The organism is Enterobacter cloacae complex sp. CDL013 (genome assembly GCF_049238805.1).
Classification (GTDB): domain Bacteria; phylum Pseudomonadota; class Gammaproteobacteria; order Enterobacterales; family Enterobacteriaceae; genus Enterobacter; species Enterobacter hormaechei_C.
In genome coordinates this window covers 248892-264760 of the sequence record NZ_JBMKGT010000005.1, presented here as the reverse complement: position 1 = coordinate 264760, position 15869 = coordinate 248892, and the positions used below count along the sequence as shown (strand labels likewise).

At 55.2% G+C, this 15869-nt stretch carries 16 protein-coding genes; 2 read left to right on the top strand and 14 right to left on the bottom strand.

From position 1 onward, the window contains the following. Positions 1 to 14: 14 nt before the first annotated feature. The 7 genes from chbG to osmE all read right to left on the bottom strand — a co-directional run bounded on the left by chbG (position 15) and on the right by osmE (position 5868). Positions 15 to 764 (bottom strand): chitin disaccharide deacetylase, encoded by a 750-nt coding sequence (chbG, locus tag ACOTXD_RS11925; RefSeq protein WP_421766417.1) that lies wholly within the window; start codon positions 762 to 764, stop codon positions 15 to 17. Positions 765 to 775: 11 nt separating this feature from the next. Then, complete coding sequence (locus tag ACOTXD_RS11920; RefSeq protein ID WP_022650894.1) at positions 776 to 2131, bottom strand: 6-phospho-beta-glucosidase; 1356 nt, start codon at positions 2129 to 2131, stop codon at positions 776 to 778. Between the two features lie 109 nt (positions 2132 to 2240). Continuing rightward, positions 2241 to 3059, bottom strand: coding sequence for a transcriptional regulator ChbR (chbR, locus tag ACOTXD_RS11915; RefSeq protein WP_017384663.1), 819 nt, complete (start codon positions 3057 to 3059; stop codon positions 2241 to 2243). A gap of 30 nt (positions 3060 to 3089) precedes the next feature. Further along, on the bottom strand, positions 3090 to 3437 hold the full coding sequence (chbA, locus tag ACOTXD_RS11910) for a PTS N,N'-diacetylchitobiose transporter subunit IIA (RefSeq protein WP_003857835.1): 348 nt from the start codon (positions 3435 to 3437) through the stop codon (positions 3090 to 3092). A gap of 48 nt (positions 3438 to 3485) precedes the next feature. Beyond that, positions 3486 to 4844 carry a PTS N,N'-diacetylchitobiose transporter subunit IIC gene (chbC, locus tag ACOTXD_RS11905; protein ID WP_017384664.1) on the bottom strand — a complete coding sequence of 453 codons (1359 nt, stop codon included), beginning with the start codon at positions 4842 to 4844 and terminating at the stop codon, positions 3486 to 3488. 80 nt (positions 4845 to 4924) lie between these two features. Further along, a complete protein-coding gene (gene chbB / locus ACOTXD_RS11900; RefSeq protein ID WP_015570750.1) occupies positions 4925 to 5242 on the bottom strand; it encodes a PTS N,N'-diacetylchitobiose transporter subunit IIB in 318 nt (105 codons plus the stop codon). A gap of 281 nt (positions 5243 to 5523) precedes the next feature. After that, on the bottom strand, positions 5524 to 5868 hold the full coding sequence (gene osmE / locus ACOTXD_RS11895; protein ID WP_003857836.1) for an osmotically-inducible lipoprotein OsmE: 345 nt from the start codon (positions 5866 to 5868) through the stop codon (positions 5524 to 5526). Between the two features lie 231 nt (positions 5869 to 6099). Between osmE and nadE the strand changes: the two genes are divergently transcribed. Continuing rightward, on the top strand, positions 6100 to 6927 hold the full coding sequence (gene nadE / locus ACOTXD_RS11890) for an ammonia-dependent NAD(+) synthetase (RefSeq protein WP_003857837.1): 828 nt from the start codon (positions 6100 to 6102) through the stop codon (positions 6925 to 6927). A 115-nt stretch (positions 6928 to 7042) separates the two neighbouring features. Next, entirely contained in the window at positions 7043 to 7921 is an 879-nt protein-coding gene (cho, locus tag ACOTXD_RS11885) for an excinuclease Cho (RefSeq protein WP_421766416.1), read from the top strand. On the opposite strand, the gene ves is transcribed toward cho, so the two are convergent. The 7 genes from ves to astC all read right to left on the bottom strand — a co-directional run bounded on the left by ves (position 7899) and on the right by astC (position 15478). Further along, positions 7899 to 8456, bottom strand: coding sequence for an environmental stress-induced protein Ves (ves, locus tag ACOTXD_RS11880; RefSeq protein WP_421766415.1), 558 nt, complete (start codon positions 8454 to 8456; stop codon positions 7899 to 7901). The two genes, cho and ves, sit on opposite strands and share 23 nt — an antisense overlap. 167 nt (positions 8457 to 8623) lie before the next feature. Then, positions 8624 to 9118 (bottom strand): ATP-independent periplasmic protein-refolding chaperone Spy, encoded by a 495-nt coding sequence (gene spy, locus ACOTXD_RS11875; protein WP_015570753.1) that lies wholly within the window; start codon positions 9116 to 9118, stop codon positions 8624 to 8626. Between the two features lie 337 nt (positions 9119 to 9455). After that, a complete protein-coding gene (astE, locus tag ACOTXD_RS11870; RefSeq protein ID WP_022650890.1) occupies positions 9456 to 10421 on the bottom strand; it encodes a succinylglutamate desuccinylase in 966 nt (321 codons plus the stop codon). 9 nt (positions 10422 to 10430) lie between these two features. After that, complete coding sequence (gene astB / locus ACOTXD_RS11865) at positions 10431 to 11756, bottom strand: N-succinylarginine dihydrolase (protein ID WP_045897545.1); 1326 nt, start codon at positions 11754 to 11756, stop codon at positions 10431 to 10433. Continuing rightward, positions 11743 to 13230, bottom strand: a complete 1488-nt coding sequence (gene astD / locus ACOTXD_RS11860) for a succinylglutamate-semialdehyde dehydrogenase (protein ID WP_057059062.1) — start codon at positions 13228 to 13230, stop codon at positions 11743 to 11745. The genes astB and astD overlap by 14 nt, the downstream gene beginning before the upstream one ends. After that, positions 13227 to 14261, bottom strand: coding sequence for an arginine N-succinyltransferase (astA, locus tag ACOTXD_RS11855; protein WP_022650887.1), 1035 nt, complete (start codon positions 14259 to 14261; stop codon positions 13227 to 13229). The genes astD and astA overlap by 4 nt, the downstream gene beginning before the upstream one ends. Beyond that, positions 14258 to 15478, bottom strand: a complete 1221-nt coding sequence (gene astC / locus ACOTXD_RS11850; protein ID WP_061856395.1) for a succinylornithine/acetylornithine transaminase — start codon at positions 15476 to 15478, stop codon at positions 14258 to 14260. Before astC ends, astA begins: the two co-directional genes overlap by 4 nt. Between the last annotated feature and the right edge of the window lie 391 nt (positions 15479 to 15869).

Here is a 15869-nt window from a genome sequence, read left to right as displayed (position 1 = left end):
CACCGGGCTTTGCCTCAAAGATCCCTGAACGTCCCCAGACGATACCCACGCTCGGCAATCGCATACTTTAACGACGCCGATGTCAGCACATCCAGTTCTGCCAGACGCGGCCAGCAGTAGGCGCTCTTACGTACTATCTCATCGACAAACGCCGGGTGCGCCATTACCTCAAGCGAGCGCTCCCCTTTTGCGGCGGAGTCATCCAGCACCTCCAGGAACAGCGCTTCATCGATCTCGTCGCCATAAAATGCGCTGCTGAACCCCTCCGTTGACGTCACCGCGACGTCCGGCAACCCGCGCACCTCACGATCCACGCGCATCGCCACGCCTTTACGTTGCGCAAACTCTGCCACAAGCGGGAAAATCGCCGGGATCATATGCACATGATGATGGCTGTCAATATGGGTAGGTTCGCGGCCAAACACATCCACAAAGCGGTTAAACTGGCACTCCAGCTCGCGGGCAATCTCATCGAGCGGCAGAGCGTCCTGCTCCGCCATTTCCCAAATCCATTTCCCCAGTTTTCCCTCGCGCGTCAGACCCGGCATCGGTGAAAGGGGCAACCCAAGCGTCAGCACAAAATGCATGCCCACGCCCAGCTCGGGCAGCTCACGGCTTAACTGCGCCGCATGTTCCACCGCCTCACCGTTGATGAGCGCTGTTGTAGAGGTCACGACGCCCCGGCGACAGGCTTCAATAATGCCGTAGTTCTGCCCTTTTGACAGGCCAAAATCATCGGCATTGACGATCAGCAGGTTTTCCATCGCGCCTCCTCTTAACGGTGTGTGAGTTTCAGTTTCTCAACCGTTGCAGCAAAGTTTGGCAGCCATTTTTCATGCGCCAGGATCATCTCACTCGCGAGTTTTTCAGCGTCACGGTCAGAATGCACCAGCGGGCTGAGATTCAGCGCCAGCAGCACGTCATTCAGTTCGCCGCTCAGGGCAGCATTGCTCGCCGCCACTTCAAAGCCTTTGATGGTGTGAATCAGCCCCATCACCTTATCGTCGAAGTGGGTAATGCGGGGATGCGGTTTTGCACCCTCGCGTCCAAGGATGCAGGTCATCTCAACGGCCCAGTCTGCCGGGATATTGTCGATGTGCCCGTGATGGGGAACGTTCACATAGTGCTCGGCCTGCTTGTCATTGTAAATGGCGTTAATCACTTCACACGCCGCATCCGAATAGTATGCCCCGCCGCGCTGCTCCAGCTCTTTCGGTTTGACGTTCAGGTTCGGATCTTTATACAAATCAAACAGCTGCTTCTCTACTTTCTGCACAACCTGAGCGCGTGCGCCACCTTTGTAGTATTCGCCCATTTCAATGGCCAGCATCTCTTTCTGCTTGAAGTAGTAAAGCAGATACGAGCACGGCAGCAGATTCAGGGAGCGGATCAGCCCTTCGCTGAACGGCAGATCGAAGATGTTTTTCACCGAGGCCGCAGTCAGGCGACCAGAGGCGACGCCGTCGAGCAGTTCCGCAAAGCGCGATTGCCCGTTCACAATCACATCTTTGATAAAGACCATGTGATTCAGGCCGAACAGGTCAATGGACAGATCATCGTGCTCGGTCAGTTCCAGTACATCGCGGATGAACATCTTCATGCCAATCGGAATATTGCAGACGCCGATAAAGCGTTTGAAACCGGTATGGCGATAGACTGCCTCGGTGACCATCCCGGCCGGGTTGGTAAAGTTAATCACCCAGGCGTTCGGGCAGATCTCCTCCACGTCTTTAATGATGTCAAAAATGACCGGAATAGTACGCAGGCCTTTAAACAGGCCACCTGCCCCGTTGGTTTCCTGGCCCAGATAACCGTGGCTCAGCGGAATGCGCTCGTCCAGCTCACGCGCCTTCAGCTGGCCGACGCGCAGCTGCGTGGTCACGAAGTCAGCATCTTTCAGTGCCAGGCGACGATCCAGCGTTTTATGCACGGTTAAGGGCACGCCCGCTTTTTCAACCATGCGTTTGCACAGTTCAAAAATAATATTCAGCTTCTCCTGACCTTCTTCAACATCCACCAGCCATAATTCGCTGACCGGTAATTCATGATACCGTTTCAGGAAACCTTCAAGTAATTCCGGGGTATAGCTGCTGCCGCCACCAATGGTTACGACTTTTAATTTCTGTTGCATAATATCTCCCTTAGCGTATCAGGTTAATCGCCTGCAAGGTATAGCGTGCTCTTCCCGCTATTTGGGCAAGCCATTACGTCACTGTTCCTGGCGGATAAACCGCCGAAAGTTAATTAATTACCGTTAAATTTTTGCGGTAACTGTTCGGTGTGAATGAAGTCAATTTTTTAAAGGTTTTAATAAACAGACTGGGACTGCTGTAACCCGATTCGTAAGCGATATCGGTGACAGAGTAATTAGTAATTTCCAGCTGTTTTTTGGCAAAGTTAATGCGGATTTCATTAATAATTTGCACAGGCGTTTTACGGTAATAACGCTGCGTGGCGCGCGTCAAATATTCCTGCGATTTACCCGACAGCGCCACCATATTCTCCAGGGCGTTATCGCTGAACTGTCCTTTGTCGTGCATCAGCTCCACGGTACTACGCAGCCACTGAGGAATATCATCCACCACCTGCTGTTCTTCACGGTGATGGCGGAGGCGATTCATGACGTAGAACGTCACGGTTTCAATAAATTCATCAAATTCATTGTCGCGGAAATTCAGCGAGGCGATAACCGTTTCAATCCAGGTCATAAACTCATTTTTAACGCGATACACCTGTGACGCCACAAAGCAGAACGGCACCAGCGGCAGATAATGCTTCTCGAAGAAACGCCTGCTCACGCCTACGTTCAGAATGCGCGTCGCACCAAACTCATAAAAGCTCTGGTGATAAGATCCCATCGGCAGGAAGACGAAATCGCCACGCTCAAGCAGGACGCGCTTACCGTTGATCTCCTGATAGTAGCGGCCGGTCAGAACAATCGTGAACTCGTAGTAGTCATGCTGGTGCAGACCGCTGGCGCTCTCCGTTTTGTTGTAAATCACCACGTGAAAATTCTTGCCATTAAACAGCTGCTGCTCATGTGCGGTTTTGATTTCCATCGTGCTGACCTCCTGCTACTTCATCCTGACTTATTGCATCTTCTCGTGAAGCTCGATGAGCTCCGCTACCAGCTCGCGTGCCAGCATGGAGGTCATCAGATGATCCTGCGCATGTACCAGCACCAGACTCACTTTCATCTTCCCTTCGCCCTGGTCGCTTTCGATAAGCTTCGTCTGCACCAGATGCGCTTCGTTTAACGCCGTACGGGACTGCTCCATCATGGTTTTCGCGGCAACGAAGTCGCCCTGCTTAGCCTGCTTAAGCGCCGCATACGCCAGGCTGCGTGCCTGCCCGGAGTTGATGATGAGGCCCATCACCACCTCTTCCAGATCGTTCTCTGCGGTTTCTTCGGCAACGATACTCTCTAAATCTAACATTTTTTAAGCTCCTTTCCGCTGGCGCGGGTTGCCCCGCGCCGTGCAATTTTAGAATTTCAGTGCGAGGGCGATATCCTCTTCGCTCTCTTCTTCATCGATAACCGTTGCGGCCTTGTTCGCAATCGCCACGAACGGCATGTAGAGCAGGGTTGCAATCCCGAGGTTGAATATCGCCAGCAGGAAGGCGGCCACGCTACCATTGGTGTTGAAGAACGCGCCCAGACCAGCCGGCATCGTCCACGGCGCAATGTTGGTCACCGGCGGGATAATGCCCAGGTAGTACGCCGTCAGCGTAATCGCGGCCAGCAGCGGCTGAACCAGGATGAAGGGAATGAACATCACCGGGTTCATGATAATTGGCAGACCAAACAGGATCGGCTCGTTAATCTGAAAGATGCCTGACGGCAGGGCCAACTTCGCAACCTGACGATGGTCAGCGCGGCGAGAGACAATAAAGACCGCGATGATCAGACCCAACGTCGCCCCGGTACCGCCCAGGAAGATATAGGAGTCAAGCATCGGCTTCGCCCACACATGGAAGGTTTTACCGGCCGCCAGCGCCGCATCGACGGAGCCGTACTGCTGGTAAAGCGCGACGTTTTCCAGTGCCCATGGGGTCATAATACCGCTGTCCAGCGCCGCCAGTGCCAGTGAACCATGCACGCCGAAGAACCACAGCAGGGAGGTAAAGATGACATACGCCCAACCGACCACGCTACCCATCGACGCCAGCGGCGTTGAGATAGAGTCCATAATGATCTGGTGGAAGTTAGTTCCCCAGTGAGAGAGCGCCCAGGCAATAATCCCCATGATGGAGAGAATAATGAAGCCCGGAATCAACGCGGAAAATGAACGAGAAACAGAGGCCGGAACGCTATCCGGCAAGCGGATAACCCAGTTACGGCGAATAATGAAGGTGAACATTTCGGCCACCACCAGCCCGATAATAATACCGGAAATGATGTTTGCCCCACCCAGCCAGTTGGCGCCAACGGCATAAGCGTCGCCCACGCTGTACGGTGTGACGGTCATGAACGCGGCAATGGACAGTAAGCCTGCCGCCAGCGGATCCACTTTACGCTCTTCCGCCAGCGCCATTCCAATAAAGAAAGGCGCCATTAGCGACATAATACCCAACGTACCGTTGTATACGTTGCCGCCAATGGCTTTTAAACCATTAAGGGTTTCAATAGTTGAAGCATCTAGCCTAATTCCTAATGAATAAAAAAAGGAACCTTCTCCAAAGCTCAGAAAAACGTTGTTAATTAAAACGAACATTGCCCCGGCTAATGTCAACGGCATTAATTTAATAAAGCCGTTCTTAATGGCATTAACATGAGGCTGCTTTCCTATTTTAACAGCAAAAGGAAGGAGTACCTTTTCAAGTGAAGCGATGACTTTACTCATAGGAAAATACCCTTAAAGGCCGCAACGATCGTTACGGCAGATTGTGTGTGAAATAGCTCTTTGACGGGAAAAATAAAAAATTAATTAGCAGCTTTTTTAATCGCCGCAACGGCAGCTTTTAATACACCTAAACCATCAATCTTGCCGTATAAAACGGAATCGATCACTTCGACCGGCTTATTGGGTAGCAGACGTTGAATTTCTGGCAGCATATAAGCGATTTGCGGCCCGAGTAAAATAACGTCTGCTGTCTGGCCCTTCTCGCCCGCCAGCGTTTCCGGAAACGCCTCAATCACCACAGGGACTTCATATTTTTCGGCCTGCGCGCGCATTTTAGAAACCAGCAGCGAAGTGGACATGCCCGCAGAGCAAAACAGATAGATATGTTTCTTTTCCATGATAACTTCCCTCTTGTTTGGCTACCCGCCGTCTCGCTATCACTCGACTCGCTATCCTGGCTGACGGGCAGTGTGCTGAACATTGTTTATCGTTGAAGTGAGTATACGCAATGGTACAGGGAGGGGATAATTCTGGATAGACTGAAATTGTCTCTCATTGACCTGGCTTGTTGACTACCTTCACATTTCAGGCAAATAATTCGCGCCAAGAAATAAGATTCACGTATGCATAAAAAAACCGGCCTTCAGGCCGGTTTGTTAACGCTCTCAGGCAAACAGGCTTACTGTGCCTTAGGTGCCTGTGGGTCGGTGTCGTATTCGGCACAGGTCTGGTAACCAGAATTGATCACGTGACCCGTATCATCCAGGGCGACAAAGTAGGTCTCTGCCTTACCATCACGTTGACCCAGAATATAGGTCTGGCAGGTACCACGCGCGTGGATCATAGTAACTTCTGAAGAAGGTTTACCGGCAATGGCTGCAACCTGGGAACGCGTCATGCCTTTTTTGACGTCTTTTACCACTGGCTGTGTGAACTGATCTTTGGTGCGATCGTAAGCTGTACACCCTGCCAGCATAGTCAGTACCGCCGCTGCGCTTAAAATTCCTGCTACGTTCTTGTTCATATTCCGTCCTCTTGTTTATCAGCGTGTTAACTAAGCATGGGATAAAAATTACTATTGTTCAACTTTGCGAGTTACGCCAGACGAATTTCGGAAAATTCTAATAAAACAACGGTAAGCTGCTAAATCGCTGTAAAACAGTACACTCAAAACTGTGATCCTTGTCGTTTCCCCGACAAAGGGTTAGTTTTAACAGATCACACTTTCTGTTTGGTTCTGCATAGGGAGGGCGTAATGGCTCTGCAACAAGAAATTATTCAGGCGCTGGGCGCGAAACCTGCGATTGATGCCAATGAAGAGATCCGTCGTAGCGTTGATTTTTTGAAAGCTTACCTGTCTGCACACCCTTTCCTGAAGACGCTGGTGCTGGGTATCAGCGGCGGTCAGGATTCCACTCTGGCCGGCAAGCTGAGCCAGATGGCCATCTCCGAGCTGCGTGACGAGACCGGTGACACCGCGCTGCAATTTATTGCCGTACGTCTGCCGTATGGCGTGCAGGCTGACGAGCAGGACTGTCAGGATGCGATCGCGTTTATTCAGCCGGACCGTGTTCTTACCGTAAACATCAAAGGTTCGGTACTGGCAAGCGAGCAGGCCCTGCGTGAAGCCGGTATTGAACTGAGCGATTTTGTCCGCGGCAACGAGAAAGCCCGTGAGCGCATGAAAGCGCAGTACAGTATCGCAGGGATGACCAAAGGGGTCGTCGTCGGCACCGACCACGCCGCGGAAGCCATCACCGGCTTCTTCACCAAATACGGCGATGGCGGCACGGATATCAACCCCCTCTTCCGCCTGAACAAGCGTCAGGGCAAGCAGCTGCTGGCGGCGCTGGGCTGCCCGGAGCACCTGTATAAGAAGGCGCCAACGGCGGACCTGGAGGACGATCGCCCTTCCCTGCCGGATGAAGCCGCGCTGGGCGTCACATATGACAACATTGATGATTATCTGGAAGGCAAAACGCTCGACGAAGGTACCGCCAAAATTATCGAAGGCTGGTATCTGAAAACCGAGCACAAGCGCCGTCCGCCGATTACGGTGTTTGATGATTTCTGGAAAAAGTAAAAGCAAAACGGTAACTCAGTTTTACAGGCCGGGTAAGGCGTAACCGCCACCCGGCTCTTTTTTAACCACCGAACACCTGCTACACTGTATGCCTGAACAGTATATGGAGCAGTATGTGAGCAGGCGTCAATCCGCCCCGCGTCTTGAGTTTGAAGCGGCGGCTATCTACGAATATCCCGAGCATCTTCGCCCCTGGCTTGAGGCTCTGCCTAAACAGCCTGGCGTCTATTTCTTCCACGGCGACAGCGATACCATGCCGCTCTATATCGGCAAAAGCGTGAATATCCGCAGCCGGGTGATGTCGCACCTGCGTACGCCGGATGAAGCATCGATGCTCAGGCAGTCCCGGCGGATCACCTGGATCGAGACGGCAGGCGAACTGGGCGCGCTTCTGCTCGAAGCCCGGCTCATCAAGGAACAGCAGCCGCTGTTTAACAAACGCCTGCGCCGCAACCGCCAGCTGTGTTCCTTGCAGGTTAACGCAGGAAAACCGCAGGTTGTTTATGCCCGGGAAGTGGATTTTTCGCATGAACCCAATCTTTACGGTCTGTTTGCCAACAAACGTGCCGCACTGCAAACCCTGCAATCCCTGGCTGATGAATTACAGCTTTGTTACGGCCTGTTAGGACTGGAAGCCACCACCCGCGGTCGCGCCTGTTTCCGCTCCGCGCTGAAACGCTGCGCCGGGGCGTGTTGTGGAAAAGAGAGCGTTGAAGAACATCATGCCCGGTTTATGGCGGGCCTGGCCTCTATCAGCGTTAACTGCTGGCCGTGGGAAGGCGCGGTGGCGCTGAAAGAAACCCGCGATGCGATGACGCATTATCACATCATCCGCAACTGGCTCTGGCTTGGCGCCGTTGAAAGCCTGGATGACGCTACCGCCCTGCTGCGCACCCCTGCCGGGTTCGATCAGGATGGTTACAAAATTCTCTGTAAGCCATTATTAACCGGAAAATATGAGATCATCGTCCTCAGTGACCCGGCAGCCAGCTAATTTCACTGAACAGCAGCGACCCCTTCGTTTCCAGTAAACGTAGGGTATGACTGCCCGCTTCCCAGCTGGCACCCTGATCGGCGGTCAGTAATTTGTCGCCCAGTTGCCAGGCGCCACTTAAGACAAAGACCACCCCACCGCGTGACGCGAAGGTAGTGAACGTTCGGGTAGCAACGCGCACCTTTGCCTGGCAGCAATCCCGTCGGGTCATGATGTTGAAGTCCATCGACATCTGCCCCTCTGTGAGCACGGCTTTCACCGCCAGATCGCCCGCAAATCGGTAAGGCTGGTGATGCTTCAGGGTATGACAAAACGCCCTGCCTGCATCCAGGGTCACCTCGCCGCCTTCCAGCAGCGTAATCACCCGGTCAACGCCCGGGAACGCGGAGAATTCGCCGTTACTGGCGATGGAGGCAATACTGGCCCGCCAGAAAAAATCCCGCGTCGCGGGAGGAAAACAGCAAATCTCACGCGTCTCACCCGCACCATTACGCCAGAGACTGACCGGCATTTTACGGATATCAAAGAATTCCATGACCACTCCTGAAGGACGCACCGTGCGCCAGGGCATTTTCACAGACGTATTATCGGCAGCAGTCAGGCCAGACCTTAGGCATGGGATAAAAGAAAAACCGCCGGTCCTGTCCACAGCGTTTTCGCTTTTGTAGACAGGAGCCCGGCGGTCTTAAGAGAGTGAACCGATTATTCGGTTGGTGCAGGCATTTTACCTTCCGGCGCTGCACGTTCTGTCAGACGCTTCTCAAAATTGGCATTAAATTGCTTTTTCTGTTCCGGCGTCAGAATGTTGTAAATCTTGTTCTGGGTTTCCATGTGGGCCAGCATGCGTGCTTTATGCTGCTCGGCCATTTTGTCGATCTGCGCTTCCGCTTTTGCTTTATCGAAGCTGTCGCTGGCAATGATGTCATGCATTGCGCGGCGCTCTTCCAGCGGAGGACGTTTCATCTGGTCACGCTGGCTTTTCATGATGTCGCGGATCTGCTGCTTCTGCGCATCGGTGAGGTTCAGATCTTTAAACATCATCATCTCATGGTGCATACCCGGCTTGCCTTTATGATGCATCATCATTTTGCCTTCCGTCGGCGCGGCGGTAGTGGTCGCGGTATCGGCGGCGAACGCCATGCTGGTAGCGCCCAGAGCCAGGGTAGAGGCAACAAACAGTGCAGTTAATTTACGCATAATGTCTTTCCTTACTTTCAGTTATTCTTCGGCGCTATGCCGTGTTGACGAGATTAACTTTACGGCGTTTATCGTCAATTAGTCAGAGCAACGGTAAAACAATGAAAGTGTAAAAAACAACTTTTCGCCAATTGTGGAGAAATTAAGGAAAAAGCGTGGAGAGATGAAACAAAAATATTCAACAGGATGATTTTAAAGAGATTATGGAGAAGTATAGCGAAGTGCCGTTTAATAATAAAGCAATTCTCCAGGAATATTCCGCAAACAATACCAGAGCGCTTTTAACGCTAAGAAATTTATTCTTCATTTCCCCTCCGGTCTGCGCGAGGGGAGACGTTCAGGGCATTTTTTCCAGCATCAGACCTGCTCGCAAACCAAACGCGACCGACGGATTAGGAAATAAAACATATTCCGTGGATTTCTGTACCGCATAGCGCGTCTCACCATCTTCCGCCAGCAGGACGCCCTGGCGAAACGGCGTAAAGTTCAGCGTATGGGGTGCCATATGAAGCTGGAAAGCCTCGCTTTGACGCGTGATCTGCTGCACGACCCGATAGCGCACGACGGGTTCCCGGGTGGGTTCCGGCGCAACCCCGGCGAGCAACGCCCGGAGCGCCTGATGCGTAGGGGTAAAACGCGTCAGGTCGTTTTGCCCGAACGGCAGCGCTTTTCCGAGCTCCAGAGTGCAGGATAACGCGCCAACATTTTCGCAGGTGAAGTGGGTAAAAGTGCCGCCTGGCGTCTGGTGGAAAACCAGTGCCTCCAGCCCCGCATCGCCAAGCCAGGTCAGAAACGCCTCATCCCACGGCTGATGACGCTGCGGTAACACGCCAAAACGCACATGGTACGAGGCGCGAATGGCCGTATGCAGATCAAGGTGCCAGCGCGTTTCCCCCGCCCCGGCAAAAAACGCCGTGACCACCTTCTCCAGCCATTGCGCGCGAGTCGTCTCATCACTCTGTGGAAACTGCGCCCAGCGACCACCAAACATGCGGTTGATGTCGCTCACGAGATACCGTTTATTTTGCGCCAGCGCAGGCGGATTTCCCAGTACCACCAGCAGACGGCAGTGCAGCGTGATCTCTGCGCGATACAGCGCGCGCAGCAATAGTTCGACAATCTCCACGGGCGCGGTTTCGTTTCCGTGAATGCCGGTAGAAAGCAGCAGCGACAGGTTATATTTCCCCGTCGGCGTGAGTTCAAGCACGCCCGGCCCCAGCCATCGCCAGTGGAACGAAGGGCCTGCCCCCTCTTGCCGCTCCGGTGTCTCTTCGGCCAGCGTCAGCGCCAGTAAGTTTTCCATGTCGTCTCCTTAGCGCTGGAACGGATAAACCGATCCCAGTTGCAGGATGGTTGATAATGCATCCAGCGCTTCGCGGCCTTCGCGCAGCAGCTGCGGATCAACCAGATCGGCCTGAACCAGACGGTCACGATAATAGCGGTCCACCCAGTCATTGAGAGTATTGAACAGCGTGTCGTTCATCATCACCGCCGGATTCACGGCCTGCAATTCCTCCGGCGTTAACACCACGCGTAGTCGCAGGCACGCCGGTCCCCCGCCGTTGGCCATACTTTCCCGAAGATCAAACACGCGCAGTTCATCAATCGGGTTATCCGCCTGCACCAGTTCGCTGAGATAGCGCCAGACGCCCTGATGGTTTCGGGATTCCTGCGGCAGCACCAGCATCATGCTGCCGTCATCCCGGCTCAGCAGCTGGCTGTTGAACAGATACGTTTCGACCGCGTCCTGCACGCTTACCGCCTGCGTGGGCACCTGAATCGGCATAAATCCCGGCACGCGTTCGCGCAGCGTGGCCAGCAACTTTTCCTGATGGGCAAACGCCTGCTCGTGGCAGAACAGTACCTGACGGTTGGAAACGGCAATGACGTCGTTATGAAACACGCCCTGGTCGATCACCTGCGGATTTTGCTGGGCAAAAATCACCTGAGAAGGATTAACCTGGTTCAGCCGCGCAACCGCCTGGCTTGCGGCTAAGGTTTGTCTCGCCGGATAACGAACCGGCGCGGCGTGGCCGCCCTCTTCCCGTCCATAGATAAACAGCTGCAAACCCGGCTCGCCATAGTCGCCGCCCAGACGGTTGTGGTTTGCCGCCCCTTCATCGCCAAACATCGCGACCTGCGGCAGCGCCGAATGTACCTCGAAATGCGCATCATGATTAAAAATGGCGCGCAGCACGCGCCCGGTGGTCTCCGCTTCGCTGGCGCGGTGGAATTTGTTGTTCAGGTTAGCAACGGTCAGATGCACTTTGCCGTCCAGCGTATCCGCCGACGGCGCAACGGTGGCGGCATTCGCCACCCACATCGAGGAGGCTGAACTGGCTGCGGAAAGCAGGTGTGGCGTCTGCGTGCCTGCTTTTTCCACCACCTGTTCATCCGTACCGCTGAACCCCAGCTGGCGCAGCACGGCCACGTTTGGGCGCTCCTGCGGCGGGATCACCGCCTGCGGGAAACCGGCATCGGACAGCGCCTTCATTTTCAATAGCCCCTGCTTCGCCGCCAGCTTCGGGTTCGAGACCTGGAAACGGTGCTTCGTCGAGGCTTCATTACCGAACGACAGCCCGGCATAGTGGTGCGTCAGCCCCACGAGGCCGTCAAAGTTAACCTCACGCGCTTTCATGGGCGTCACCCTCTGTAAAATCCAGCCCCGGATTCAACGTCTCCGGCAGCTTCAGCGCCGGGGTTTCGAGGCTTGCCATCGGCCACGCGCAGTAATCGGCGGCATACCAGGCGCTGGCGCGATGGTTGCCCGACGCCCCTACGCCACCAAACGGCGCAGTGCTCGCCGCACCGGTCAGCGGTTTGTTCCAGTTCACGATCCCGGCGCGCGCTTCCAGCAGCAGCTGGTCGAATTTCTCGCGATGCGGCGATATCAGGCCGCTCGACAGGCCGTAGCGGGTATTGTTGGCCATCTCGATCGCCGACTCAAAATCGTCATAGCGCCAGACGCACAGCAGCGGGCCAAAGACCTCTTCATCCGGCACGTTGCTTGTCGCACTCATATCAATAATCCCCGGCGTCAGCAGCGACGTGCCGGGCTGAACCAGCTTCGGCTCCAGCAGGGTTTTCGCCCCGCGCGCCACGTGCTCCTGCCACGCTTTCAGTACGTTCAGCGCCGCCTGCCCGGAGATCAGCCCGCCGATAAACGGCTGCGGGTCGGCATCCCATTTCGCGGGAACCAGACGCGCGCTCACCTCCACCAGACGCTTCAGGAACGCATCCCCCTGCGCGCCGCGCTTAACCAGCAGGCGGCGGGCGCATGTGCAGCGCTGTCCGGCGGTAATGAACGCCGACTGAATGGTCAAGTGGACCGCGGCATCGATATCCTCCGGATCTTCCACAATCAGTGGGTTGTTGCCGCCCATCTCCAGCGCCAGAATTTTTTCCGGTTGCCCCGCCAGCTGACGATGCAGCTGATAGCCCGTTCCGGCACTGCCGGTAAACAGCAGACCGTCAATGTCGCTCAGCGCACTCAGCGCCTGACCGGTTTCACGCCCGCCCTGTACCAGATTCAGCACCCCCGGCAGCAGCCCCGCCTGCTCCCAGAGTTTTACCACTGCTTCTCCGGTTAAGGGGGTTAACTCACTCGGCTTGAAGATGACGGTATTCCCCGCCAGCAGCGCAGGCACAATGTGCCCGTTCGGCAGATGCCCGGGGAAGTTATACGGGCCAAACACCGCCAGTACCCCGTGCGGACGGTGGCGCAGCGTGGCCGCGCCGTCTGGCATCTCGGTATGCTGCTCGCCGGTGCGGGTATGGTACGCCTTCACCGATATCGCAATTTTGTTGATCATCGCCGTGACTTCGGTTGTTGCCTCCCAGCGCGGCTTACTGGTTTCGCAGGCAATGATGCGGGTCAGCTCGGCTTTATTGGCCTCCAGCAGCGCAGCAAATTTCTCAACCAGCGCCTGGCGCTCGGAGAATGGCCGTTTCGCCCACGCCGGAAACGCGCGGCGTGCAGCCTGACAGGCCTGCTCAACCTGCCCGGCGCTTGCGTCGTTCCCAGACCAGAGCACCTCCTGGCCGACCGGGTTAGTTTTTGTCCGCGCGTCACCTTCGCCCGTAACCCAGTCACCGTTAATCCATAGAGTCATGCTGTTTTCTCCTCAGGGCAGAGCCGCACCAGGCGAACCGTGTCGCCAGCGTTACATTTCAGGGCATCCAGTTGCGCAGCCGTCAGTACCAGACGCTCGCATGATGGGTTGGTTCGCACCAGCATGGCGCGGAAGTTGGTGTAATTCTCGTTCGAGACCAGGCAGGCTGGCCACTCGCCCGGCGCGGGCTGGCCTTCTGAAACCTCAACCAGGCGGCTTTTACGGATGGCGCGAACGCGGTCAATGTCGCATTCCAGCGTCGGGCCGCCGTCGAAGATGTCGACGTAGTTACGGTAGCGAAATCCCTCTTTCTCCAGCACCGCGCGGGCCGGGGCGGTTTGCGGGTGAACTTCGCCGATCACCGCCTGCGCTTCTGGCGTTAGGAAATGGGTATAAATAGGATGCTTCGGCATCAACTCGGCGATAAACGCCTTCTGACCGGTGCCGCACAGGTAATCCGCCCGGCTAAATTCCATGGAGAAGAAGCGTTCGCCCAGACTCTCCCAGAACGGCGAGTAGCCCGTCTCATCAATCACGCCGCGCATCTCCGCGACCACTTTTTCGTTGAAGCGGTCGCGAAAGGCGGCCATAAACATAAAGCGCGATTTGGAGAGCAGATAACCGTTGCCCTCTTTGCGCCAGTCCGGATCGAGAAACAGGGTGCAGAGTTCGCTGGCGCCGGTATGGTCATTACAGAGGAAGAGCGTCGGCAGCGCGTTGTAAACGTTCAGCTCTTTCGAAGCGTGGACCATCGTGCCGACGCGGTAGTTGTACCACGGATCATTAAGCCCGACGGCCACCTCGATAGCGCAAATCCCCGCCACGGTCCCCGTGTCGGTATCTTCCAGCACGAACACATAGCCCTGTTCGCTTTTTGGCAACGTCCCCTGCCAGGTTTGCAGGGCGCGCTCAATGCGCGCCGACAGCGTTTTTTCATCGGCAGGCAGCGAGGTCAGCCCGCCCCCTGTCTTACCGGCAAGCTGCATAAGCCCGGCGAGATCGCCGTGCGCAACGGGACGGATGACCATCATGATGACACCCCGGGCTTCACCTGTTCGCAGGCCAGCGCAAAACGATCTAAGCCAGTTCTGACCTCTTCCTCGCTGACGATCAGCGCAGGGGCAAAGCGCACCACGTTAGCACCGGCAATCAGCACCATTACGCCCTGCTTTGCCGCTTCCTGTGAAATCAGCTTCGCTTTGCCGGCAAACTCAGGGGCAAGCTCACAGCCTATTAACAGCCCCAGACCGCGGATCTCTTTGAACAGGCCAGTTTTGCTGTTAATGGCCGTGAGTCGCTCAACAAACCACTGGTGACGCTGCTTCACGCCGTTCAGCACCTCAGGGGTGTTGATGATATCCAGCACCTGTCCGGCGACAGCGGTTGCCAGCGGGTTGCCGCCGTATGTGGTGCCATGAGTGCCCACGGTCATCACGCTGGCGAATTTTTCGGTGGTCAGCATCGCCCCCACCGGGAAACCGCCGCCGAGCGCTTTGGCTGTTGAGAGCACATCCGGGGTCACGCCATAGTGCATGTAGGCATACAGCTCACCCGTGCGGCCCACGCCGGTCTGGACTTCGTCAAAAATCAGGACCGCGTTATGCCGATCGCACAGCTCGCGCAACCCTTGCAGGAACGCTTTCTGGGCGGGCATGACGCCGCCTTCCCCCTGCATGGGCTCGACAATCACCGCACAGGTGGTGTCGTCAATCAGCTCGCTGGCAGAGTGTAAATCGTTATACGCCGCATGACGGATATCCGGCGGCAGCGGCGCAAAATCCTGAGAATATGAGGGCTGACCGCCCGCACTGACGGTAAACAGCGTGCGGCCATGGAAAGCATTTTTAAAGGCTACGATGCCGCTCTTATGCGCGCCGAATTTATCGTGCGCATATTTGCGCGCCAGCTTCAGCGCCGCTTCGTTCGCTTCCGCGCCGGAGTTACAGAAAAAGACTTTTTCTGCGAAGGTGGCGTCGATCAGCTTCTTCGCCAGACGCAATGCCGGTTCGTTGGTATAACCGTTGCCGGTATGCCAGAATTTCGCCGCCTGGTCATTCAGCGCCTGCCGCAACGCCGGGTTTGCATGCCCCAGCGCATTCACCGCAATCCCACCTGCAAAGTCGATATACTCTTTGCCCTGCTGATCCCACAGGCGAGAGCCTTCCCCACGTACCGGAATAAAAGCCGCCGGAGCGTATACCGGCATCATCCATTCATCGAAATTTTCACGCGTAACTGACAGAGACATAGCGACCTCATCCGGTAAATAAAAGGTTGTTTAAATGTTAAATAATTGAGTGTTTGCACTGTGAATGTAGATTGCAGCGTTCGTGCCAGCCAGCGATAAAAATGCATAAATGGGTTTGGGTAACAGAATATCAATGAGTTACAATATGGAGTTATTCACTTATAATGCATAAATAGTGAATATTTTTACGACAAGCGGCGCTTTGCCGCATGAAAACAAGAAAGAGTATGCAGAGGCCAAATATAATTCTGGAATTGTGATCGCTCGCGAAATTTATCGGTCGTTTACGCCCTGTTCGAGGGCAAAACGCGCCGAAATGGTGCAAATATTGCACCGTTGGCATTATCTGTCGCAGTAATTGGGCGAAGCGGATAACAGACGACGTAAATTC

Excerpts from the sequence above, each read along its gene's own strand:
- chbG (WP_421766417.1), bottom strand. The coding sequence starts at position 764 with ATGGAAAACCTGCTGATCGTCAATGCCGATGATTTTGGCCTGTCAAAA.
- ACOTXD_RS11920 (WP_022650894.1), bottom strand. The coding sequence starts at position 2,131 with ATGCAACAGAAATTAAAAGTCGTAACCATTGGTGGCGGCAGCAGCTAT.
- chbR (WP_017384663.1), bottom strand. The coding sequence starts at position 3,059 with ATGGAAATCAAAACCGCACATGAGCAGCAGCTGTTTAATGGCAAGAAT.
- chbA (WP_003857835.1), bottom strand. The coding sequence starts at position 3,437 with ATGTTAGATTTAGAGAGTATCGTTGCCGAAGAAACCGCAGAGAACGAT.
- chbC (WP_017384664.1), bottom strand. The coding sequence starts at position 4,844 with ATGAGTAAAGTCATCGCTTCACTTGAAAAGGTACTCCTTCCTTTTGCT.
- chbB (WP_015570750.1), bottom strand. The coding sequence starts at position 5,242 with ATGGAAAAGAAACATATCTATCTGTTTTGCTCTGCGGGCATGTCCACT.
- osmE (WP_003857836.1), bottom strand. The coding sequence starts at position 5,868 with ATGAACAAGAACGTAGCAGGAATTTTAAGCGCAGCGGCGGTACTGACT.
- nadE (WP_003857837.1), top strand. The coding sequence starts at position 6,100 with ATGGCTCTGCAACAAGAAATTATTCAGGCGCTGGGCGCGAAACCTGCG.
- ves (WP_421766415.1), bottom strand. The coding sequence starts at position 8,456 with ATGGAATTCTTTGATATCCGTAAAATGCCGGTCAGTCTCTGGCGTAAT.
- spy (WP_015570753.1), bottom strand. The coding sequence starts at position 9,118 with ATGCGTAAATTAACTGCACTGTTTGTTGCCTCTACCCTGGCTCTGGGC.
- astE (WP_022650890.1), bottom strand. The coding sequence starts at position 10,421 with ATGGAAAACTTACTGGCGCTGACGCTGGCCGAAGAGACACCGGAGCGG.
- astB (WP_045897545.1), bottom strand. The coding sequence starts at position 11,756 with ATGAAAGCGCGTGAGGTTAACTTTGACGGCCTCGTGGGGCTGACGCAC.
- astD (WP_057059062.1), bottom strand. The coding sequence starts at position 13,230 with ATGACTCTATGGATTAACGGTGACTGGGTTACGGGCGAAGGTGACGCG.
- astA (WP_022650887.1), bottom strand. The coding sequence starts at position 14,261 with ATGATGGTCATCCGTCCCGTTGCGCACGGCGATCTCGCCGGGCTTATG.
- astC (WP_061856395.1), bottom strand. The coding sequence starts at position 15,478 with ATGTCTCTGTCAGTTACGCGTGAAAATTTCGATGAATGGATGATGCCG.